Annotated in this window: 18 protein-coding genes; 6 read left to right on the top strand and 12 right to left on the bottom strand. The window is 71.3% G+C overall.

Annotation, left to right across the window (positions count from 1 at the left end; genetic code table 11):
- The first annotated feature begins 106 nt into the window (after positions 1-106).
- Complete coding sequence (locus OG219_RS42295) at positions 107-1294, top strand: DMT family transporter (RefSeq protein WP_266835804.1); 1188 nt, start codon at positions 107-109, stop codon at positions 1292-1294.
- Here the strand turns inward: OG219_RS42295 and OG219_RS42290 are convergent.
- On the bottom strand, positions 1284-2540 hold the full coding sequence (locus OG219_RS42290) for a transglycosylase family protein (RefSeq protein ID WP_266835803.1): 1257 nt from the start codon (positions 2538-2540) through the stop codon (positions 1284-1286). The two genes, OG219_RS42295 and OG219_RS42290, sit on opposite strands and share 11 nt — an antisense overlap.
- Positions 2541-2798: 258 nt before the next feature.
- On the opposite strand from OG219_RS42290, the gene gndA reads away from it, so the two are divergent.
- On the top strand, positions 2799-4238 hold the full coding sequence (gene gndA, locus OG219_RS42285) for an NADP-dependent phosphogluconate dehydrogenase (protein ID WP_266835802.1): 1440 nt from the start codon (positions 2799-2801) through the stop codon (positions 4236-4238).
- A gap of 441 nt (positions 4239-4679) precedes the next feature.
- Here gndA and OG219_RS42275 read toward each other — a convergent pair whose 3' ends face one another.
- The 3 genes from OG219_RS42275 to OG219_RS42265 all read right to left on the bottom strand — a co-directional run bounded on the left by OG219_RS42275 (position 4680) and on the right by OG219_RS42265 (position 7502).
- The gene (locus OG219_RS42275) at positions 4680-5024 is read right to left on the bottom strand and encodes a GNAT family N-acetyltransferase (protein WP_266835800.1); all 345 of its coding nucleotides are present in this window, start codon (positions 5022-5024) and stop codon (positions 4680-4682) included.
- A gap of 31 nt (positions 5025-5055) precedes the next feature.
- Complete coding sequence (gene panD / locus OG219_RS42270; protein WP_266835799.1) at positions 5056-5475, bottom strand: aspartate 1-decarboxylase; 420 nt, start codon at positions 5473-5475, stop codon at positions 5056-5058.
- A gap of 125 nt (positions 5476-5600) precedes the next feature.
- The gene (locus OG219_RS42265; RefSeq protein ID WP_266836424.1) at positions 5601-7502 is read right to left on the bottom strand and encodes an ABC transporter ATP-binding protein; all 1902 of its coding nucleotides are present in this window, start codon (positions 7500-7502) and stop codon (positions 5601-5603) included.
- Between the two features lie 141 nt (positions 7503-7643).
- On the opposite strand from OG219_RS42265, the gene OG219_RS42260 reads away from it, so the two are divergent.
- From OG219_RS42260 to OG219_RS42250, 3 genes are all read left to right on the top strand, one after another.
- Complete coding sequence (locus tag OG219_RS42260) at positions 7644-8630, top strand: lysylphosphatidylglycerol synthase transmembrane domain-containing protein (RefSeq protein ID WP_266835798.1); 987 nt, start codon at positions 7644-7646, stop codon at positions 8628-8630.
- A 66-nt stretch (positions 8631-8696) separates the two neighbouring features.
- The gene (locus OG219_RS42255) at positions 8697-9458 is read left to right on the top strand and encodes a crotonase/enoyl-CoA hydratase family protein (RefSeq protein ID WP_266835797.1); all 762 of its coding nucleotides are present in this window, start codon (positions 8697-8699) and stop codon (positions 9456-9458) included.
- A 175-nt stretch (positions 9459-9633) separates the two neighbouring features.
- The gene (locus OG219_RS42250) at positions 9634-10719 is read left to right on the top strand and encodes a mechanosensitive ion channel family protein (RefSeq protein WP_266835796.1); all 1086 of its coding nucleotides are present in this window, start codon (positions 9634-9636) and stop codon (positions 10717-10719) included.
- 82 nt (positions 10720-10801) lie between these two features.
- Here OG219_RS42250 and OG219_RS42245 read toward each other — a convergent pair whose 3' ends face one another.
- On the bottom strand, positions 10802-12361 hold the full coding sequence (locus OG219_RS42245) for a M1 family metallopeptidase (RefSeq protein ID WP_266835795.1): 1560 nt from the start codon (positions 12359-12361) through the stop codon (positions 10802-10804).
- A 279-nt stretch (positions 12362-12640) separates the two neighbouring features.
- Here OG219_RS42245 and OG219_RS42240 point away from each other — a divergent pair, with 279 nt between their 5' ends.
- On the top strand, positions 12641-14860 hold the full coding sequence (locus tag OG219_RS42240) for an NADP-dependent isocitrate dehydrogenase (protein ID WP_266835794.1): 2220 nt from the start codon (positions 12641-12643) through the stop codon (positions 14858-14860).
- 121 nt (positions 14861-14981) lie between these two features.
- On the opposite strand, the gene OG219_RS42235 is transcribed toward OG219_RS42240, so the two are convergent.
- From OG219_RS42235 to OG219_RS42205, 7 genes are read right to left on the bottom strand one after another with little or no spacing between them, the layout of a single operon-like run.
- Complete coding sequence (locus OG219_RS42235) at positions 14982-15971, bottom strand: sugar kinase (RefSeq protein WP_266835793.1); 990 nt, start codon at positions 15969-15971, stop codon at positions 14982-14984.
- Entirely contained in the window at positions 15968-16840 is an 873-nt protein-coding gene (locus OG219_RS42230; protein WP_266836423.1) for an SMP-30/gluconolactonase/LRE family protein, read from the bottom strand. The genes OG219_RS42235 and OG219_RS42230 overlap by 4 nt, the downstream gene beginning before the upstream one ends.
- 35 nt (positions 16841-16875) lie before the next feature.
- Positions 16876-17508, bottom strand: coding sequence for a bifunctional 4-hydroxy-2-oxoglutarate aldolase/2-dehydro-3-deoxy-phosphogluconate aldolase (locus OG219_RS42225; protein ID WP_266835792.1), 633 nt, complete (start codon positions 17506-17508; stop codon positions 16876-16878).
- 29 nt (positions 17509-17537) lie between these two features.
- Positions 17538-18356, bottom strand: coding sequence for a hypothetical protein (locus tag OG219_RS42220; RefSeq protein ID WP_266835791.1), 819 nt, complete (start codon positions 18354-18356; stop codon positions 17538-17540).
- On the bottom strand, positions 18353-19498 hold the full coding sequence (gene dgoD, locus OG219_RS42215) for a galactonate dehydratase (protein WP_266835790.1): 1146 nt from the start codon (positions 19496-19498) through the stop codon (positions 18353-18355). Before dgoD ends, OG219_RS42220 begins: the two co-directional genes overlap by 4 nt.
- Entirely contained in the window at positions 19495-20262 is a 768-nt protein-coding gene (locus OG219_RS42210) for a FadR/GntR family transcriptional regulator (RefSeq protein ID WP_266835789.1), read from the bottom strand. The genes dgoD and OG219_RS42210 overlap by 4 nt, the downstream gene beginning before the upstream one ends.
- Before the next feature lie 34 nt (positions 20263-20296).
- Positions 20297-21070, bottom strand: coding sequence for an SDR family NAD(P)-dependent oxidoreductase (locus OG219_RS42205; RefSeq protein WP_266835788.1), 774 nt, complete (start codon positions 21068-21070; stop codon positions 20297-20299).
- Between the last annotated feature and the right edge of the window lie 27 nt (positions 21071-21097).

Genomic DNA, 21097 nt, shown 5'->3' with positions numbered 1-21097 from the left:
CAGGTACGACGACGCGAACAGTTTCGCGAGGCATCGTAGTCACTATGGAAGCCGACCGTTCGTCGCGACGGGCCCAGCGCCCCCGCCGTACGCAGAGGAGGGACTCATGAGTGCCCTCGCTTTGTCCGTGTTGCTGTCGTTCGTCTCCGCCGTCGCGTATGCGGGCGGAGCGATCGTGCAGGAGCAGGTCGCGGTGACCTCCCCCGACCAGACGTACGCGCCGCTGCGCAGGCCCATCTGGTGGGCGGCCGTGGCGCTGAACGGCCTCGGCGGACTGCTGCACGTGGCAGCGCTCGCCTACGGCCCGCTGAGCCTGGTGCAGCCGCTGGGCGCACTGACCATCGTGTTCGCCCTTCCCATGGCGGCCCTGTTCGTCGGCCGCAAGGCCGGGGCGACCGCCTGGCGCGGCGCGATCATGGCCACGGTGGGTCTCGCGGGCCTGCTGTCGCTGGTCGGCTCCTCCGATTCGCAGTCCCTGGGCAGCACCGAGCGCATGGTGCTGGCCGTGGTGACCGGCGGCGCGGTGCTGGCGCTGATGCTGGCGGGACGCGCCGCGCACCGGCACCCCGCCGTGCGCAGCGTGCTGCTCGCGGTCGCGGCGGGTATCGCCTTCGGTATGTCCTCGGTGTTCACGAAGACGGTCGCGGTGGACTGGACGAACCAGGTCTCGCTCTCCGACCTCCCCAGCCTCGCGGTGATCGGCGTCTTCGCGACGGCCGGCATGCTGCTGTCCCAGGCCTCCTACAAGGACGCCGGGCTCGCGGCACCGCTGGCCACCCTGACGGTCGTGAACCCCGTCATGGCGGCCGCCGTCGGCATCACGATGTTCGGAGAAACCTTCCGCTACGGCACGACGGGCACCGCCCTCGCACTGGGCTGCGGCGTCGTCGCCGCAGGTGGCCTGATCCTGCTCACGACAGAGCGGATCGGCGGCACGCGGCGCTCGGCGGCGGCACCTGCAGGGCTCGCGGCCGATTCGGCTCCTGTCACGGCTGAGCCGGCGGTCCCGGTCCCTTTGGCGGCCGCGAACCCCTCCGCTCTCTCGGACTCCGGGTCAGCCACCGAATCAGCCGTCGAAGAGCTGCTCGCGGGGCTTCCCGGGCAGGCCGTCGGCACGGACCGCGAAGACATCCTCGTACCGGGTCCGCCGGGTCCGATGACGGCCACGACGGCGGTGAGCGCGCCTGAGGACACCGAGCCCGCGGACCAACCGCCCTACTACAGCCCCATGTACGGCGGGCCCTACGTGCCGCTGCCCTTCGTCAGCCACCGCCGCACCCGAGTCAAATCCTGACCCCGCCCGCCCTCAAGTAGGCGACCGGGTCGACGTCGGTACCGAAGCCGGGCCCCGTCCGCACCTCGAAGTGCAGATGCGGGCCCGTGCTGTTGCCCGTGGACCCGGAGCGCCCGATGCGCTGGCCGCCCGTCACGCTCTGCCCGGCCTTCACGGAGATCGCGGAGAGGTGGGCGTACTGCGTGTACCGGCCGTCGGAGTGCCGGACGACCACCTGGTAGCCGAAGGATCCGCCCCAGCCCGCGCTGACGACGCTGCCGGCCGCGACCGTCTTCACGGAGGTGCCGGTGGGCACGGGGAAGTCGACGCCCGTGTGGTAGCCCTTCGACCAGGAGGACCCCGAGGCGTGGTACGGCGTGCCGGTGGCGGCGTTCACGGGGGCGACGAGGCTGGAGGCCTTGTCGGCCGTGGTGGAGGACGCCTTTTCCGTCGACGATTTCGGGGTCGTCTTGGGCTTGGGGGTCGCCTTGGGTGTCGGAGTCGGCTTGGGCTTCGGGGTGGTCGCGGGCTTCGGAGTCGCAGTGGACTTCTTGTTCGTGGTGGGCGTCGAAGCGGACGCGCCCCCGGTGTCCGTCGTGGCGGCCCCGCCGCGCAGGCTCAGCCGCTGCCCGGGGAGGATCAGATCCGGGTCGGAGCCCACGGTCGTGCGGTTCGCCGTGTACAGCTTCTGCCAGCCGCCCTGGACGTCCCGGGAGTCGGCGATTCCGGAGAGCGTGTCGCCGCGGACGACGGTGTACATCTCGGCGGTGCCCGCCTGGGACTGAGGCGTGGTCTGCGGCTTCACGTCCTGCACGGAGCGCTTGGTGCCTTGGGCGCTCTTGGCGCTCTGCGACGTGGCCGGGGAAGGGCTGATGTCGGGGGTGTCGCCGCCCCGGGTCAGGCCGGCGCGGACGGAGCACACCGGCCAGGCGCCGGGCCCCTGGCCCTTGAGCACCTTCTCGGCGATGGCTATCTGCTGGTCCCTGGTGGCCTGATCCGCGCGCTGCGCGAAGGCCCTGCCGCCGTAGGCCTCCCAGGTGGACTGGCTGAACTGCAGCCCGCCGAAGTAGCCATTGCCGGTGTTGATGCTCCAGTTGCCGCTGGACTCGCAGGCCGCGACCTTGTTCCAGGTGCCCACGTCGGCAGCGTGGGCGACACTGGTTCCGACGAGCGGGAGCGCGATACCTGCACCGCCGGCCGTGACAGTGAGTGAGGCGCGGTTGATCCTGTTCGGCTGATACCGGCGGTGCCGGCCGCGTTCGGCCATGACGGAGCCCCCCTCGACATGCTCAGGAGCGGCAAAAGTAAGCGCTGCGAACAGGCCATGACAAGGGGGCAATCAGCCGACCCATCACCTCAAGTGACCAGGAATCCACCAGGGTTACGCGGCCGATGAGGCGAGTGGGGCCTCTGCTGCGTACACAACACTGCCAAGCCGGGGTGCGCGGACGCCGGATCATGGAGTGGCGTAATACTGGCAGGCAGGACGGCATTGATGATTACAGCAGCTATGGGAGCCAACCGTATGAGCACTTCAGCCCAGATCGGCGTCACGGGTCTCGCGGTCATGGGGCGCAATCTCGCCCGCAACTTCGCGCGCAACGGCTATACCGTCGCGCTCCACAACCGCACCGTGGCAAAGACGAACGCCCTGGTGGAGGAGTTCGGTCACGAGGGCGAGTTCGTGGCGGCCGAGACCGCGAAGGAGTTCGTGGCGGCGCTGGAGCGGCCGCGGCGCCTGGTGATCATGGTGAAGGCGGGCGAGCCGACCGACGCGGTGATCCAGGAGTTCGCCCCGCTCCTGGAGCCCGGCGACATGATCGTCGACGGCGGCAACGCGCACTTCGCGGACACCCGGCGCCGGGAGCGTGAACTGCGCGAGCTGGGCCTCCACTTCGTCGGCACCGGCGTCTCCGGCGGTGAGGAGGGCGCGCTGCTCGGCCCGAGCATCATGCCGGGCGGCTCGGTCGAGTCGTACGGCTCACTCGGTCCGATGCTGGAGAAGATCTCCGCGAAGGCGGAGGACGGGTCCCCGTGTGTGACGCACGTCGGTCCCGACGGCGCCGGGCACTTCGTGAAGATGGTGCACAACGGCATCGAGTACGCGGACATGCAGCTGATCGGCGAGGCCTACCAGCTGCTGCGTGACGTGGCCGGCTACTCCCCCGCGCAGATCGCGGACATCTTCCGCACCTGGAACACCGGGCGGCTCGACTCGTACCTGATCGAGATCACCGCCGAGGTCCTTTCGCACGTGGACGCGGCGACGGGCAAGCCGTTCGTGGACGTGGTGGTGGACCAGGCGGAGCAGAAGGGCACGGGCCGCTGGACCGTGCAGATCGCGCTGGACCTGGGCGTTCCGGTGTCCGGCATCGCGGAGGCCGTCTTCGCCCGCTCGATCTCGGGCCACGCGGCGCTGCGGGACGCCTCCCGCGGGCTCGCCGGGCCCACGGCTTCCCCGCTGGGCGAGTCCGAGGCCGCGGCCTTCGCGGACCGTGTGGAGCAGGCGCTGTACGCGTCGAAGATCGTGTCGTACACGCAGGGCTTCCACGAGATCATCGCGGGCAGCGACGAGTACGACTGGAACATCGACCTCGGCTCTGTCGCCTCCATCTGGCGAGGCGGCTGCATCATCCGGGCGGCGTTCCTGGACCGGATCCGCGCCGCGTACGACACCCGGCCCGACCTGCCCAGCCTGCTGTCCGACGAGACGTTCGCGCAGGAGATCGCCGCCGCGCAGGACGACTGGCGCGAGGTGCTGGTCGCCGCGACCCGTCAGGGCGTCCCCACGCCCGGTTTCGGCGCGGCCCTCGCCTACTACGACGCCCTGCGCGCCGAGCGCCTGCCCGCGGCCCTCACCCAGGGCCAGCGGGACTTCTTCGGCGCGCACACCTACCGGCGTACGGACCGGGAGGGCTCGTTCCACACGCTGTGGGGCGGGGACCGGTCCGAGGTGGCGGGCTGATCGGGTCCGAGCGCGACGGTGGCCCGGTGCGGAGGGTTCCGCACCGGGCCACCGGTCTGTTGTGTCGCCTGCGGCTTACGCCCTAGGACAGCGGTCCGGGCTGGGGCTCCGGCTCCGGTACCGGGTCGGGGCCCGGCGGCTTCGGGATCGGGGACGGTGACGGGAAGGGGTCGGGTGACGGTGACGGGTGGGGGTCCGGGTTCGGGACCGGATCCGGGAAGGGCGCCGGGCGGTCGGGGCCCGGGCCCGGAGTGGGACCCGGCTTCACGGGGTCGGGAAACGGGTGCGTCATCGTGTCCTCCAGCCAGTCGGTACGTCGGCCCTGGACTTTTCCCACGCGTACCCGGCCCCCGCGCACTCACTCACCCCGTCGCGCGAGGGATGGCGACCAGGTGGAGCAGAGCGGGCCGACCGGACGCGGGCGTCGGGGGCGCCCGGACGTCAGAAGCGCCCCGGGTGCGCATCGAGCCACTGCACCGCCGCCGTCAGCAGCTCCGGGTCGGCAGCCGGGGCCTCCTCGGGGTGGCGTGCCGCCCACTTCACGACGTACGGGCAGAGCGGCGCGACCACGATGCCCTCGCGGGCGGCGATGGCGTACAGCTCGCGGGCGAGGGAGCCCGCGATGCCCCGGCCCTCGTGCGCGGGTTCCACGATGGTGTGCACGGGGACGAGGGCGCGCCCGGGGGCTTCCAGGACGAAGTACTCGATGTGGCCGACCACTTCGTCGCCGGCGAACGCTTCCAGGCGGCCGCCCGCCCGGTCGTCGCGGATCTCGATGTCGCTCATGGGCACCACTCCTCGGTTGCCTCTGGTGAGGTCAGGCCACCACGGCCTGCGGGCTGCGCTCCTGGTCCGAGTCCGGCACCGGCTCGGACGGGTCGGTGCCGAGGGCCACGATCCGGTTGTCGCGGTCCACGTGCACGACCCGCGGCCGCAGTTCCCGTGCCTCGGCGTCCGAGACCTGAGCGTAACTGATGATGATCACCAGATCACCGGGGTGCACGAGATGGGCCGCCGCTCCGTTGATGCCGACGACTCCCGAGCCGCGTTCACCCTCGATGACGTACGTCTCCAGGCGGGCTCCGTTGGTGACGTCGACGATGTGGACGAGCTCGCCGGGCAGCAGATCGGCCGCGTCCAGCAGGTCGGCGTCGATGGTGACGGACCCGACGTAGTGCAGGTCGGCCTGGGTGACGGTGGCGCGGTGGATCTTGGACTTGAACATGGTGCGCAGCATGAGCTGTTGCTCCTGTGGGTACGGAGGGTCGCGTCCCGGTGAGGGGTACGCGCCGACGCCCGCCAGGGTACGGCGGGAGTCCGGCCGGTGCTACGCCCCCGGCTCCCCGGAGGCAGCGATCTCCGTCACGCCACCGCCTCGCCCGCCGCCGCGATCTCCGTCACGCTCCCCCGGGAGTTCTTGAACTGCGTCCGATACAGCTCCGCATACCGCCCGTCCACCGCCAACAACTCCTCATGCGTGCCCCGTTCCACGATCCGCCCGGCCTCGACGACGAGGATCACGTCGGCGGCCCGCACGGTGGACAGCCGGTGGGCGATCACCACGGCGGTCCGGCCCGCCAGGGCCTCCGTCAGCGCCTCCTGGACGGCGGCCTCGGAGGTGTTGTCGAGGTGGGCGGTGGCCTCGTCGAGGATGACGACGCGCTGGCGGGCGAGGAGCAGGCGGGCGATGGTCATGCGCTGGCGTTCGCCGCCGGAGAGCCGGTAGCCGCGTTCGCCGACCACGGTGTCGAGACCGTCGGGCAGGGAGAGCACGAGGTCTTCGAGGCGGGCCCGGCGCAGGACGTCCCACAGGTCCTCCTCGGTCGCGGACGGCCGGGCCAGCAGCAGGTTCGCCCGTACCGAGTCGTGGAACAGGTGCCCGTCCTGCGTGACCATGCCGAGGGTGTCCCGCATCGACTCCGCGCTCAGGTCGCGGACATCGACGCCGCCGATGCGGACGACGCCCTCGTCGGTGTCGTACAGCCGCGGCAGGAGCTGCGCGATGGTCGACTTGCCCGCGCCGGAGGAGCCGACGAGCGCGACGGTCTGGCCGGGTTCGGCGCGGAAGGAGACGCCGTGCAGGACCTCGGCGCCGCCCCGGGTGTCCAGGGAGGCGACCTCCTCCAGGGAGGCCAGGGAGACCTTGTCGGCGGAGGGGTAGGCGAAGCGGACGCCGTCGAACTCGACGGCCGCCGGCCCCTCCGGCACCTTCCGTGCGTCCGGCTTCTCCTCGATGAGCGGCTTGAGGTCGAGCACCTCGAAGACGCGCTCGAAGCTCACCAGGGCGCTCATGACCTCGACGCGCGCTCCCGCGAGTGAGGTGAGCGGCGCGTAGAGGCGGGTCAGCAGCAGGGCCAGCGAGACGACGGCGCCCGGTTCCAGGCTGCCGCGCAGCGCGAACCAGCCGCCGAGGCCGTAGACGAGCGCGAGAGCGAGGGCGGAGACGAGTGTCAGAGCCGTGATGAACGCCGACTGCGCCATCGCCGTACGCACGCCGATGTCCCGTACCCGCCTGGCGCGTTCCGCGAACTCGGCGGACTCGTCCTCGGGGCGCCCGAAGAGCTTGATGAGTGTGGCGCCGGGCGCGGAGAAGCGTTCGGTCATCCGGGTGCCCATCGAGGCGTTGAGGTTCGCGGCCTCCCGCGTGAGGCGGGCCATCCGGCTGCCCATCCGGCGCGCGGGCACGACGAAGACGGGCAGCAGGGCGAGCGCGAGCAGTGTGATCTGCCAGGACAGGGTCAGCATCACGGCGAGGGTGAGGACCAGCGTGACGACGTTGCTGACGACTCCCGACAGGGTGTTGCTGAAGGCACGTTGGGCGCCGATGACGTCATTGTTGAGTCGGCTGACGAGCGCGCCCGTACGAGTACGTGTGAAGAACGCGACAGGCATGCGCTGCACATGATCGAAGACAGCGGTCCGCAGATCGAGGATGAGTCCCTCGCCGAGAGTCGACGAGAGCCAGCGGCCGAGGAGTCCCAGCGCCGCTTCGGCGAAGGCGATGACTGCGATGAGCACGGCAAGACGGATGACGGTGCCGTCGTCGCCGTCGGACACGATCACGTCCACGACGCGCCCCGCGAGCACCGGCGTCGCGACGGCCAGCAGCGCGGTCGCGATGCTGAGTACGACGAACTGGCCGATGCGGCGGCGGTGCGGACGGGCGAAGGCGGCGATGCGGCGCAGCGTCGCGCGGGCGAAGGGGCGGCGTTCCTGCTGCGCGTTCATGACGCTGTGCAGCTGTGTCCAGGCTGTGGTCTCCATACTCATGGAGGTGACCGTATGACCTCAAGCAAAGTTGAGGTCAACCACCGGTCGGCTCCCGTTTCGTCTTGCCCAGCACGTCAGCCGCCGTCTCCACGCCCGCAACCCCCCGTTGGTACGAAGTGGAAAACCTCTCCCAATGTGACAGCCGTACGACTCCCCCGGGCGCTCCCCGGTCGCCCCGCCTTCCGGTCGACCCTCCGATCGGCCGTCCGGCCGGTCCTCTGCCTGCTCCCGCTCGCCCTCGTGATCGTGGTCGCCGTGCAGCACTGGTCCGTGCTCGCGGAGGGCTTCCATCATCTGGCGACGGCCCAGTGGCCCTGGCTCGTGGCCGCGGCGGCCGCGACCTGTGGGACCTGGGTCGCGGCCGCCGTCACCCGCCAGGGCGCGGTGATGGAAAGGCTGCCCGTACGCCGGCTGCTCGCCACGCAGTTCGCGGCGGGCGCCGCCAATCACCTGTTCCCGACAGGCCTGGGCGCGAGCGCGGTCAATCTCCGGTTCATGACGGTGTGCGGCGTCCCGCTCGCCCGCTCCTCGGCCGCGCTCGCGCTGTACCTGCTCGCCGAGTCGATCGCCCGAGTCACCCTCCTGACGGGCCTGTTGATCGCCTTCCCCGGCGCACTGCGGATCGGAAGTCTCCTTCCGGACGGGGCAGTCGGACCGTTGCTGCTCGGCATCGGCGTGGTGCTGGGCGTCGCGGCGCTGGCTCTCCTCCTGGTACGGCGGCTGCGTAGGGCCGTCTTCTCCTTCCTGCGCACGGCCCTCGGCGAGGCGCGCTCCGTGCACACCCGCCCGATGCGCGCGCTCGCCCTGTGGGGCGGTTCGCTCGCCTTCCCCACGCTGCAGGCGGCCGGACTGGTCGCGGTCGGAATGGCGTTGGGGCTGCCGGTGCCGCCCGCGTACATGGTGGTCGCGTACCTAGCGGCGACGGTCGCGGTCGCGCTGGTGCCGACACCGGGCGGCATCGGCTCGGTGGAGGCCGCGCTGATCATCGCGCTGGTGGCGGCGGGCGGCCCGGTGGCCGTGGCGACGGCGGTGGTACTGGCGTACCGGATCATCACGGTGTGGGTGCCGTTGCTGCCGGGGGCACTGACGCTGGGGGCGCTGGTCCGCCTGAAGGTGATCTGAGCACGCGCGTTCGCGCAGCCGGGGATAGCCTTGGGATACAGCAGCCCGGAGAAGGGTTCCTCAGCGATGCCGGTCCGGATCGAACGTCAGGGTTACGTCACCACGGTCGTCCTCTCCCGTCCCGAGGCCCGCAACGCGGTGGACGGGCCCACGGCCGTCGAACTCGCCGACGCCTTCCGGGAGTTCGAGGCCGACGGGTCGGCGAGGGTGGCGGTGCTGTGGGGCGAGGGCGGCACGTTCTGTGCGGGCGCGGACCTCAAGGTGATCGGTACCGAGCACGGCAACCGGGTGGCCGAGGACGGCGACGGGCCGATGGGGCCCACCCGGCTGCGTCTGTCCAAGCCGGTGATCGCGGCGGTCGCCGGGCATGCGGTGGCCGGGGGTCTGGAGCTGGCGCTCTGGTGCGATCTGCGGGTCGCCGAGGAGGACGCCGTCTTCGGGGTGTTCTGTCGCCGCTGGGGCGTACCGCTCATCGACGGCGGCACGGTACGGCTCCCGCGGATCATCGGCGCCGGCCGGGCGATGGACATGATCCTCACCGGCCGTCCGGTACCCGCCACCGAGGCCTACGAGATGGGCCTCGCCAACCGCCTCGTTCCGACCGGCCGCGCCCGCGCCGCGGCGGAGGAACTGGCCGCCGACATCGCCGAGTTCCCGCAGGCCTGCCTCCGCAGCGACCGCGCCTCCGTCCTCGACCAGGAAGGCCTGGTCGAGACCGCCGCGATGCGCGGCGAACTCCGGCACGGGATGGGCGTGCTGACCGAGAGTCTTGAGGGCGCCGCACGGTTCGCGTCGGGGGCCGGGCGGCACGGCTCGTTTCGTTCGTAGCAGACCACACCTGGTGACGGACATGCCCGCTGATGCGGCAGGATGAGCGGTCGCCCCCGGACGACGATCACCAGTCCGGGCATGATCGTGCATTCCCGGATTCGAGCAGGTGGCAAGTGACGACACATCACATCCGGCCCGCGGGCCTTCCCTTCGGTCGCACGGGAGGCGGGCGATGAACCGCACTCTCACCCTGGACGACTGGATGATCGCCGGCATCGCCGTGGTCGCGGGCCTCCTCGTGGCCTTCCTGTCGCGCATGTTGCTGCGCTGGCTCGGCAAGCACGCGCTGCGCACCAACTGGAGCGGCGACGACCTCATCGTCGCCGCGCTGCGAACTCTCGTACCCGCGGCGGCTGTTGCCGGCGGAATCGCGTCGGCGGCCGCGGTACTTCCGCTGAACTCCTCGGTCGGGCACAACGTCAACCGGACCCTGACCGTGCTCCTCATCCTGGTCTCGACGATCGCCGCGGCCCGGTTCATCGCCGGCCTGGTCCGGTCGCTGGCCCAGTCCCGGTCGGGCGTCGCCGGTTCGGCCACCATCTTCGTCAACATCACCCGGGTCGTGGTGCTGGCGATGGGCTTCCTCGTCATGCTGCAGACGCTGGGCATCTCCATAGCCCCGCTGCTCACGGCCCTGGGCGTGGGCGGTCTTGCGGTCGCGCTGGCCCTCCAGGACACCCTCGCCAACCTTTTCGCGGGCGTGCACATCCTCGCCTCGAAGACCATCCAGCCCGGGGACTACATCCGCCTCAGCAGCGGTGAGGAGGGCTACGTCGTCGACATCAACTGGCGCAACACCACGGTCCGTCAGCTCTCCAACAACCTGGTCATCATCCCCAACGCCCAGTTGGCGGGCACCAACATGACCAACTTCAACCGGCCCGAGCAACAGATGACGCTCCTCGTCCAGGTGGGCGTGGGCTACGACAGCGACCTCGACCATGTCGAGCGGGTGACCACCGAGGTCGTCGCCGAGGTGATGACCGAGATCGCCGGCGCCGTCCCGGACCACGAGCCCGCCGTCCGCTTCCACACCTTCGGCGACTCCCGGATCAGCCTCACCGTGATCCTCGGCGTGGGCGAGTTCAGCGACCAGTACCGGATCAAGCACGAGTTCATCAAGCGCCTGCACAAGCGGTACCGGGAGGAGGGCATCCGAATTCCGGCGCCCGCGCGGACGGTGGCCCTGCAGCCGGGCGGAGCGGAGGTCCTGCAGTCGGGCATCCCGCAGCAGCGGGACTCCACGACACGGGTGTAGAACCGGGCGGAGCGAGCCCGCCCGGCTCAGTGCCGTACGTCGTCAGGGAGTGGCGTACGTCGTCAGAAGGTGCCGTACGTCGTCAGAGGGTGGCGGACGAGTCGGGGTAGTGGCCGGGCTCGCGGTTGCGGGGGGCGACCAGGCTCGAGGGCACCGGGGTGACCGTCCAGTCGGGGTGGTTCGGCATCCGCGGTGTCTTCGTCCCGTACAGCCAGTCGGTCAGGAAGCCGGACTGGTCCTGCCCCGAGATCTCGGAGGCGACCGCGATGTAGTTCTCGGTGCTCGCGTCGGAGTCGCGGTAGCGCTCCAGGAAGGTGCGCTCGATGCGGCTGAAGACGTCCTCGCCGACGAGCTCGCGCAGCGCGTACAGGACGAGTACGCCGCCCAGGTAGCGCTGGCTGTCGAAGAGGTTGGCGGCGTTGGGCGCGGCGACCGGTCCGGAGGACTTCCGCCACAGGTCGCCCCTGGCGTACGTGTCCTTCATGCGGGCTTCCATGGTGGTGAGGCCGAGCGAGTCGGTCCAGCCGCGCTCGTAGCGGTACAGCAGTCCGTAGAAGTCCGCGTGGCCCTCGTTCAGCCACAGGTCGGCCCAGGTGGAGGGGCTGACACTGTTGCCGAACCAGGAGTGGACCAGCTCGTGCATCATGTGCGAGCCGATGCTCTTCTCCGCCTGGAGCAGGAAGTTCGGCTTGTACAGCGTGAGGGTCTGCGTCTCCAGACCCGTGAAGTCGAAGGCGCTCGGGTCGTCCGTGTTGCACGGCAGCAGGCCGTACGTCTCGAAGGGGAAGGCGCCGAGCCGCTGCTCCAGCCACTGGACCAGGCCGGGGGTCAGGGCGAGCGCGGGTTCGAGGGCGGCGGCCCGCGCGGTCGGGACGACGTCGCGCAGCGGCAGTCCGTTCGGGCCCTGCCGGTCCTTCACGGTGTAGTCGCCGACCGTGATCTGCACCAGCTCGGTGGCTATCGGGGACCGGGACACGTACGTGTAAGCCGTCCGGTCGCCCTCCAGGCTCTCCGTGCGGACCAGGCTGCCGCTCGCGACGCCGCGCAGGCCGGCGGGGACGGTGATCCGGAAGCTGAAGGCGGCCTTGTCCGTGGGGTGGTCGTTGCACGGAAAGACGGTGTGTGCCGAGTCCGGCTGGGGGCACACCGCGAATCCGTCGGGTGTGGCTACCCAGGCGGTGTGCGCGAGCGTCTTGCGCGGGTCGGCGGAGTACTCGACGCAGACGGTGACCCGGGCATGCTCCGGCAGGATCCGGGCCGGCGTGACGCGAAGCTTCTCGTCCACCTGCTCGAAGGTGGCCGGGCGCCCGCCGACCCGCACGGCGTGGATGTCCAGGCCGAGTGAGTCGAGCGAGAAGCGGGAGAGGGCCTGGGTGGTGCTGAGCGTGAGGGTCGCGGTGGCCTCGACGAGCTGGGTCGTCGCGTCGTACGCGAAGTCGAGGTGGTACGCGTTCACGCGGTAGCCGTCGTTGCCGAGGGCCGGGAAGACCGGGTCGCCGAGGGTCTCCGCGCCCGGGGTGCCCTCACTGCCCCCACTCCGTAAGGCCGGGGCCTGGGCGTGGGCCGGGGATCCCGCGGCGAGCGCGGCGGCCGTGCCGAGCAGGGCGGCCGCGGGGGCCGTCACTCTGGTGCGATATCTCATGGTTCGCTTTCGTTCGGACGGCCGGGGCCGGCGCCCTGCCGTCGGAGCAGGTGGACGATCTCCTTGCTTGACCGCAAGATCGAGCAGTGTGGTTGCCTGCGGCGCGCCACTTCCTGCTTTCACTTGTCCTTCCTGCTTTCACACGTGCCTCGGTCGTCCCGATCGGATGCGGTCTGGGGGCACTGTTCACCCGGCCCGGGGCAGACCCCTGTCGAGCCGGGGTCACTCACGAGATATCTTGATGTCGAGCAATGTTGCAGACGTGGAGCGGAGCACCCGGTGACTGACTCGACCATCATTTACACGCACACTGACGAGGCCCCGGCCCTGGCGACATATTCGTTCCTGCCGGTGGTCCAGGCCTACGCCTCGCAGGCGGGTGTCACTGTGGAGACCCGTGACATCTCGCTGGCCGGGCGCATCCTCGCCCTTTTCCCGGAGTTCCTCGCCGAGGACCAGCGCATCCCGGACGCGCTCGCGGAGCTCGGTGAGCTGGCGAAGACGCCCGGGGCGAACATCATCAAGCTGCCGAACGTTTCGGCCTCGGTCCCCCAGCTGAAGGCCGCGGTCGTCGAGCTGCAGGGGCAGGGCTACGCGCTTCCGGACTACCCGGAGGACCCGAAGTCGGACGAGGAGCGCGACATCCGCGCCCGTTACGACAAGGTCAAGGGCAGCGCCGTGAACCCGGTACTGCGCGAGGGCAACTCCGACCGCCGCGCCCCCGCGTCGGTCAAGAACTACGCGAAGACCCACCCGCACCGCATGGGCAAGTGGACGTCCGAGTCCAAGACGAACGTCGCGACCATGGGCGTCGACGACTTCCGCTCCACCGAGAAGTCCGCGGTGATCTCCGCGCAGGGCTCGCTCCGTATCGAGCTGGCCGGTGACGACGGCTCCACCACCGTGCTGCGCGAGTCCGTACCCGTCCTCGCGGACGAGGTCGTGGACGCGTCCGTCCTGCACGTCGCGCCGCTGCGCGAGTTCCTCACGGCGCAGATCGCCCGTGCCAAGGCCGAGGGCGTGCTGTTCTCGGTGCACCTCAAGGCCACGATGATGAAGGTCTCGGACCCGATCATCTTCGGTCACGTCGTGCGCGCCTTCTTCCCGAAGACGTTCGCCAAGTACGGCGAGACCTTCGCCGCCGCCGGCCTGACCCCGAACGACGGTCTGGGCGGCATCTTCAAGGGCGTGGAGTCGCTGCCCGAGGCCGCCGAGATCAAGGCGTCCTTCGACTCCGAGCTCGCCGAGGGCCCGGAGCTGGCGATGGTCGACTCCGACAAGGGCATCACCAACCTGCACGTGCCGTCCGACGTGATCGTCGACGCGTCCATGCCGGCGATGATCCGCACCTCCGGCCACATGTGGGGCGCCGACGGCCAGGAGCACGACACCCTCGCCGTCCTCCCGGACAGCAGCTACTCCGGCGTCTACCAGGTCGTCCTCGACGACTGCCGCGCCAACGGCGCCTTCGACCCGGCGACCATGGGCACCGTCCCGAACGTCGGTCTGATGGCGCAGAAGGCCGAGGAGTACGGCAGCCACGACAAGACCTTCGAGATCGCGACCACCGGTACGGTCCGCCTCGTCGACGAGGCCGGGAACGTCGTCCTGGAGCAGGCCGTCTCCGCCGGCGACATCTTCCGCGCCTGCCAGACCAAGGACGCCCCGATCAAGGACTGGGTGAAGCTGGCCGTCACCCGCGCCCGCGCCACCGGCGACCCGACGGTGTTCTGGCTGGACGAGACCCGCGCGCACGACGCCGTCCTCATCGAGAAGGTCAAGCGGTACCTTCCGGAGCACGACACCGAGGGCCTGGACATCCGCATCCTGTCCCCCCAGGACGCGACCAAGCTCTCCGTGGAGCGCATCCGCCGCGGCGAGAACACCATCTCCGTCACCGGCAACGTCCTGCGTGACTACCTGACCGACCTGTTCCCGATCCTGGAGCTGGGCACCAGCGCCAAGATGCTGTCGATCGTCCCGCTGATGGCGGGCGGCGGCCTCTTCGAGACGGGCGCCGGCGGCTCCGCGCCCAAGCACGTGCAGCAGCTCGTCAAGGAGAACTACCTGCGCTGGGACAGCCTGGGCGAGTTCCTCGCGCTGGCGTCCAGCTTCGAGCACCTCGCGACGACCACGGGCAACGCGCGTGCCCAGGTCCTCGCCGACACGCTCGACCGTGCGACGGCGACCTTCCTCAACGAGGACAAGTCGCCGACCCGCCGCGTCGGCGGCATCGACAACCGCGGCAGCCACTTCTTCCTGTCCCTGTACTGGGCGCAGGAGCTGGCGCAGCAGACCGACGACGCGGACCTCGCCAAGGCGTTCGCCCCGCTCGCCGAGACGCTGAGCGCGCAGGAGCAGACGATCGTCGACGAGCTGAACGCGGTCCAGGGCTCCCCCGCCGACATCGGCGGCTACTACCAGCCCGACCCCGCCAAGGCCGCCAAGGTCATGCGCCCGTCGGCGACCTGGAACGAGACGCTCGCGACCCTCGCCTGACGTGTCGTCCGCGGGCTCTGGTCCGCGACTTGTGCCGCCCCGGCCGGATCTTCCGGCCGGGGCAGTTCCGTTTGCAGGCGGTTCTGCGCGTGGCTCGATCAGGGTGCTGCAGCGGCCGTTGTCAGGGACGCCCGCAGCCCTCTGCCGCCCACTCGTGCGCCGGGAGGTCGAGGAGTCGTTTGATCCGGGCCCTGTGCGGCAGAGGACCGTGATCACCCGTCACCTTGAGTGCCGACGTGGCCGTGATGTGTCCGAGCCGGAGCGCGCTCCGCATGTCCCCGCCGCTCAGCAGGCCGGTCAGAAATCCGGCGGCGAAGGCGTCGCCCGCGCCGACGGGCTCCACCACGTCCGTGCGCAGAGCGGGCACGGTCCAGGTGCCTTCGTCGCTGAAGGCGATGGCCGAGGTGCCGCCGTCCTTGACGACGAGGAGTCGCGGGTGCGGCAACAGCTCCCGTACGTCGGCCGGTTCGAGGCCGGGGTCCCAGAGTTCCTGTGCCTCGTCGAGGCCGACGAAGGTGATGTCGGCGCGGTCGGCCAGGTCGCGCAGCAGGGGGGCGGCCGTCCCCGGCGGCCATAGCGCGGGGCGGTGGTTGACGTCGAAGCTGACGGCGTAGGGGCGCTCGCTCGGCGGGGTGGCGAGCGCCTGTACGACCAGGCTCCGGCAGGACGGGGACAGGGCCGGGGTCACGCCGGTGAGATGTACGACGGAGGCCGACCTGAGTTTGTCGTCGTCCAATACGTCGGGGCCCAGGGCCGAGGCCGCCGAGTTGCCGCGGTAGTAGCGGACGCGGGTACGGGTGCCGGCAGGCTCCTTCACGAGCAGGCCCGTGGGCCGCTCCGGGTCGAAGCGCACACCGCTGACGTCGACGCCGGCCGCGCCGACCGCGGCGCGCACTCGCCGCCCCAGAGCGTCGTCGCCGAGCGCCGAGAGCCAGGAGACGGGGATGCCCTGGTCCGCCAGGTACATCGCCACGTTCGACTCCGCCCCGGCCACCGACACACGCAGATCATCGGCCGTCTCCAGTGACTGGGACGGAGCGGGGGCCAGAGCGGCCATGGTTTCCCCGATGCAGACCACCGGCCCTTCTGCAGGCCGCCAGAAGCTCGTCATGACGCCTCCGGGGCCGGGGCATGACGACGGTAGGCGTGCGCCGGCCCGCCCGGTACGTCGACCCGGACGGTGAACACGGCGCCGTCGTAAGGGCCGGGCGCGGCGAGTCCCACGCGGGCGGTCGTGATGTGGAGGAGGTCCTCCTGCAGGCATACGCCGGCGGGCTGCAGTGCGGGCAGCCTCAGTGTGCGGTCGAGGCGGCCGCCCGGCAGGTACCGGCGTACGGTTCCCGTGCCCCACACCGCGACCCACACCGCGCCTTCGGCGTCCACGACCATTCCGTCGGGGCTGCCTTCGTCGACGGTGACGAACACCTCCGGGGTCCCGAGGCCGGCGGTGGCCGAGTCGACGGGGTAGCGCCGGACGACTCCTCGGGCGCTGTCCGCCAGATACATGGTGTCGCCGTCGGGCGTGAACGCCGGTCCGTTCGGCACCGTGATGCCGTCGAGGACACGGGTCACCGTGCCGTCGTGGTCGACCCGGTAGAGGGAGCCGGCTCCTTCGTCGGCGTCGTACGCCATGCTGCCCGCCCAGAAGCGGCCGGAGGGGTCGGCGGTCGCGTCGTTCATGCGCATGGGGCGTGGGGCGTCCGCCTCCGGCTGTGCCAGCCACCGCGTCGGCCCGTTGGTGGTGAGCAGGCAGATCCCGGTGCCCGCGGCGGCGATCCAGGTGCCGGGGGCGTCGGCAACGGCGGCCACCGCGCCCAGGGGAACGGGCAGTTGGGCCAGCTGCTTGAGCGGGGCGGTGGGGTTGTCGGGGGCGATCAGCAGACGGCCGGCGAGGATGTCCACGAGGACGAGGCCGCGCTCCGTCCAGCGGATGCCCTCGCCCAGTTCCAGGCGGTCGGGGCGGAGGGCTTCGGCTCTCACGTCTCTCGCGTCTTCAGCCTGCGATGCGGCTTCGGTCACGGCGCGCCCTCCTGTACGACGGTCAGGAAGGCCCGTGCGCGATCCCGCAGCGCGTTCATGCTGCCGCCGTCGGCCGCGTCGCCGACCAGGGGCGAGCCGACTCCGACCGCGGTTGCTCCGGCGGCCAAGTACGCCCGGGCGGCCGCCTCGTCGACACCGCCGACCGGCACGAAGAGCTCGTGCGGGAACGGGCCGCGCAAGGCCTTGAGGTAGGCGGGGCCGCCGGCCTCCGCGGCCGGGAAAATCTTGAGCGCGGCGACGCCGAGTGGGCGTGCGGCCAGGATTTCGGTGGGGGTCATCACCCCGGCCAGAACCGGAAGGCCGAGCTCCCGCGCCGCGCCGATGCCGTCCCCGAGCCCGGGGGTGACGACGAAGTCCGCCCCGGCCCGCTGGGCGGCACGAGCGTCCTCGGCGGTCAGGACGGTGCCGGCGCCGAGGGTCCGGTCGGGGCCGAGCGCTTCGCGTGCCCGCTCGATGACGGACAGGGCGTCCTTGCCACTCAGGGACACCTCGATCAGCTCGACACCTTCGTCGGCGAGGGTCAGCACGGTGCGTATCGCAGCCTCGGGGTCGTCTCCGCGCACGATGGCGACCAGACGGTGGGCGGCCAGTGCCGCTTGAAGATCCATGGACGAACTCCTTGTCACACAGGCCGGGTTCAGGGGCACTGGCAGGTCGTGGTCAGCGTCAGCCGCCACCGCACCTCGCCGGACGCGGGTACTCGGGCGGCGTCACCGGGGCCTGCCTCGGCGAGGTCGAAGACGCGGCCGAGCATCGGTTCGACACCCGTACTGCGGTAGGGGTGCACGGCGGGGAAGCCGCCCAGGTTGCGCCACAGGGCGATGGACACCGGCTGCCCGTCGGCTTCGAGAGCCAGCGACAGACGGTCCGGGTGATCGTGGACGCAGCAGCCGGAAGCGTCCGCGACCGCTCCGACCGCGGTGCCGTCGACCGGGCCGAACCGGTCCAGGCGCAGTCCGCAGGGGGCGGGCCAGTTTCCCTCCACCCACGTGGCACCCTTCGGCCACGCCCGGTCCAACAGCGGGGCCGCCTCGGGAAAGAGGCGCGTGCTCGCTCCGTCGCGGATGTGCACCGACGCGCCGTCGGAGAGGTCGAGCAGGGCATGGGCGGCCCACACGAAGCGGAAGCCCGGGTCGGCCGTCAGTACATAGTCGGCCTCGGCTCCGTCGGTGGTGCCGCGGATCGTACGGTTCAGGGTGAAGCGGTCGCAGTGGACGACGTCGCTGTCCGCTTCTCGTGTCCAGGGCCGAGCCCAGGCGTCGCCGTGGTCGGGAGTGCCGCGGACGGTGGGTATGCACTCCTCCAGTCCGCCCGCATCGACGAAGGGGTCGCCGGGCGACACGCTCTGCCGCTCCGGCGTCTCGCGCCGCCACAGCCATTCCCGGCCTGCCGTACGCAGAGACGTCCAACGGCCGCCGTGGGCAAGGTCGGTGACGATGTCCAGCGGCACGCTCACCACTCCGCGAAGGAGCCGTCGGGGTGGCGCCACACCGGGTTTCGCCAGGCATGCCCGGTGCGGTCGGCGGCGCGTACGGCGGCCTCGTCGACGGTGATGCCGAGGCCGGGGGCGTCGCCGCGGGAGGCGTGCCCGTCGACGAACCGGAACGGCTCGGTGTCGACGAGGTACGAGAGCAGGTCGGCGTCCTTGTTGTAGTGGATACCGCGGCTCTGCTCCTGGATCAGGAAGTTCGGGGTGGCGAACGCGACTTGAAGGCTGGCCGCCAGCGCGATCGGGCCGAGCGGGCAGTGCGGGGCGAGCTGGGCGCCGTAGGTCTCGGCGAGCGAGGCGATGCGGTGCACCTCCGAGATGCCGCCGGCGTGGGACAGGTCGGGCTGGGCGACCGCGATTCCCGCGGCGAGCACGGGCAGGAACTCGGCGCGTCCGTAGAGGCGTTCACCGGTGGCGAGCGGTACGGGGCTCGCGGCGACCAGCCCTGCCAGCAGATGGCCGTGCTCGGGGACGACTGGTTCCTCGACGAACAGCGGGTGCAGTGGGGCGAGTTCGGCGAGGACGCGGCGGGCACCGGCGGCGGTGAAGCGGCCGTGGAAGTCGACGGCGACGTCGCGGTCCGGGCCGAGGGCCTCGCGGGCGGCGGCCACGCGGGCGACGATCGCGGCGGTCTCGGCGGCGGTGGGGACCGGCGAGGTGACTCCGGCCGCGTTCATCTTCACCGCGGTGAAACCCGCCTCGACCTGGGCGGCTATCTGCTCGCTCAGTTCGGCGGGTTCGTCGCCGCCGACCCAGGCGTAGACCCGGACGCGGTCGCGGACCGGGCCGCCGAGGAGGGCGTGCACGGGAGCGCCGTACGTCTTCCCGGCGATGTCCCACAGGGCCTGGTCGAGACCGGCGACGGCGCTGGAGAGGACCGGGCCGCCCCGGTAGAAACCGCCCTTGCTCAGCACCTGCCAGTGGTCCTGGATGCGCAACGGGTCCTGGCCGACGAGGTGTTCGGCCAGGACGTCGACGGCGGCCCGGACGACCTCGGCGCGCCCTTCGACGACCGGTTCGCCCCAGCCGACCACGCCGTCGTCGGTCTCGACGCGGCAGAACAGCCAGCGGGGCCGGACCAGGAAGGTCTCGATGCGGGTGATCTTCACTGGGAGCGGGAGCCTTCCACGGAATCGGAATCGGAATCGGAAACCGAGTCGGAGTCGGAGTCGCCGACGCGGTCCAGATCGCGGCCGGCCTGGTCGAGCAGGGCACGCATCGCGGCCTCGGCGGCCCCCGGGTCCCGGTCGCGTACGGCGTCCAGGACTGCACGGTGGGCCGGGACCGGGTCCTCGCTGTGCGGGGAGCTGTGCACGATGCGGTCGCGGTGGGCCAGGCCGGACTCGATGACCATCTCCATGCGTTCGAGGAGTTCGTTGTGGGTGGCGGTGAGCAGGGCACGGTGGAAGGCGAGGTCGGCCTCGACGGCGTGGGCGGCGTTGCCGTCCTGCTCCCCCATCGCGTCCAGGGCCCCGTCCAGAGCGGCCAGGTCCGCGTCGGTGCGGCGCTCGGCGGCCAGGCGGACGGCGGCGGGTTCGATGATGGCGCGTACCTCGGCGAGGTTGTGCAGCAGCGCCTGGTCGGAGGCGGTGGTCGAGCCGCCCTCGAACTGCCAGCGCAGCACGTCCGCGTCGAGCAGGTTCCACTCGGCGCGGGAGCGCACGAAGGTGCCGCGCTTCTGGCGGGCGTCGACCATTCCCTTGGCGGCGAGCACCTTCAGCGACTCGCGCAGCGCGGTCAGGCTCACGTCCAGCTCGCTCTGCAGCGCCACCAGGTCCAGCGTGGCCCCCTCGGGGATCTCACCGCCCAGGATGCGACGGGCGAGGAGTTCCACGGTCTGGCCGTGCACGCCGCGACGGGCATAGGGCGTCATGTCGTACAGCCTTTCTGCTGATGAGGGAGCGAGGTCATGCGGAGGCCTTGACGACGCTCCAGCCGCCGTCCACGACGAGGCTCGTCCCGGTGATGTAGGAGGCTTCGTCGGCGCTGAGGAACGCGATGGCCGCGGCCACCTCCTCGGGGGAGCCGAAGCGGTGCACCGCCGTCTCGGCGATGCTCCGTTCCCGGTCCTCGGGCGGGACCCTGTCCCAGGCGGCGGTCAGGATCGGGCCCGGGACGACGGCGTTGACGCGTACCTCGGGCCCGTACTCGACGGCGAGTTGGCCGCACAGGGACAGCAGGGCGCCCTTGGAGGCGGCGTAGGCGGGATGGCCGGGGATGCCCTTGTGCGCGTGGACGGACGAGGTCAGGACGACCGCGCCCCGCCGGTCCCGCAGATCGGGCAGTACCGCCCGGAAGCCGAGGAAGCTGCCGGTGAGGTTGACGTCGAGCTGCCGCTGCCAGGACGGGAGGGACATCTCGTGGGCGGGGGTGACGTCGACGGTGAAGGCGTTGCTGACGAGGACGTCCACCGGCCCGTAGGCGTGTGCCGCGGCGACGACCCGGGCCCAGTCCTCCTCGGCCGCGACGTCGGCGGCCACGAACCGGGCCCGCCCGCCGTCCTTGCCGATCCGCTCCGCCACGGCCTCGCCCCGCTCCTCGGCCACGTCGGTGAGCACGACGGCGGCTCCTTCCTCGGCGAGGCGTACGGCCGTGGCGGCTCCGATGCCGGAGGCCGCTCCGGTGACCACGGCCGTGCGGCCGGTGAAGCGGGCGCCGTGCCGTCGTACAGGCTGGTCCATCGTGGGGTTCTACTCCTTTGCCGCAGG

This window comes from Streptomyces sp. NBC_00038 (assembly GCF_026343635.1).
Taxonomy (GTDB): Bacteria; Actinomycetota; Actinomycetes; order Streptomycetales; family Streptomycetaceae; genus Streptomyces.
This window is presented reverse-complemented; position numbering and strand designations above follow the sequence as displayed.

What these genes read in the sequence shown, in the direction of transcription:
- OG219_RS42205 (WP_266835788.1), bottom strand. Translation starts at nt 21,070, where the DNA reads ATGGACCAGCCTGTACGACGGCACGGCGCCCGCTTCACCGGCCGCACG.
- panD (WP_266835799.1), bottom strand. Translation starts at nt 5,475, where the DNA reads ATGCTGCGCACCATGTTCAAGTCCAAGATCCACCGCGCCACCGTCACC.
- OG219_RS42225 (WP_266835792.1), bottom strand. Translation starts at nt 17,508, where the DNA reads ATGGATCTTCAAGCGGCACTGGCCGCCCACCGTCTGGTCGCCATCGTG.
- OG219_RS42265 (WP_266836424.1), bottom strand. Translation starts at nt 7,502, where the DNA reads ATGGAGACCACAGCCTGGACACAGCTGCACAGCGTCATGAACGCGCAG.
- OG219_RS42245 (WP_266835795.1), bottom strand. Translation starts at nt 12,361, where the DNA reads ATGAGATATCGCACCAGAGTGACGGCCCCCGCGGCCGCCCTGCTCGGC.
- OG219_RS42255 (WP_266835797.1), top strand. Translation starts at nt 8,697, where the DNA reads ATGCCGGTCCGGATCGAACGTCAGGGTTACGTCACCACGGTCGTCCTC.
- OG219_RS42210 (WP_266835789.1), bottom strand. Translation starts at nt 20,262, where the DNA reads ATGACGCCCTATGCCCGTCGCGGCGTGCACGGCCAGACCGTGGAACTC.
- OG219_RS42290 (WP_266835803.1), bottom strand. Translation starts at nt 2,540, where the DNA reads ATGGCCGAACGCGGCCGGCACCGCCGGTATCAGCCGAACAGGATCAAC.
- OG219_RS42250 (WP_266835796.1), top strand. Translation starts at nt 9,634, where the DNA reads ATGAACCGCACTCTCACCCTGGACGACTGGATGATCGCCGGCATCGCC.
- OG219_RS42275 (WP_266835800.1), bottom strand. Translation starts at nt 5,024, where the DNA reads ATGAGCGACATCGAGATCCGCGACGACCGGGCGGGCGGCCGCCTGGAA.
- OG219_RS42235 (WP_266835793.1), bottom strand. Translation starts at nt 15,971, where the DNA reads ATGACGAGCTTCTGGCGGCCTGCAGAAGGGCCGGTGGTCTGCATCGGG.
- OG219_RS42295 (WP_266835804.1), top strand. Translation starts at nt 107, where the DNA reads ATGAGTGCCCTCGCTTTGTCCGTGTTGCTGTCGTTCGTCTCCGCCGTC.
- gndA (WP_266835802.1), top strand. Translation starts at nt 2,799, where the DNA reads ATGAGCACTTCAGCCCAGATCGGCGTCACGGGTCTCGCGGTCATGGGG.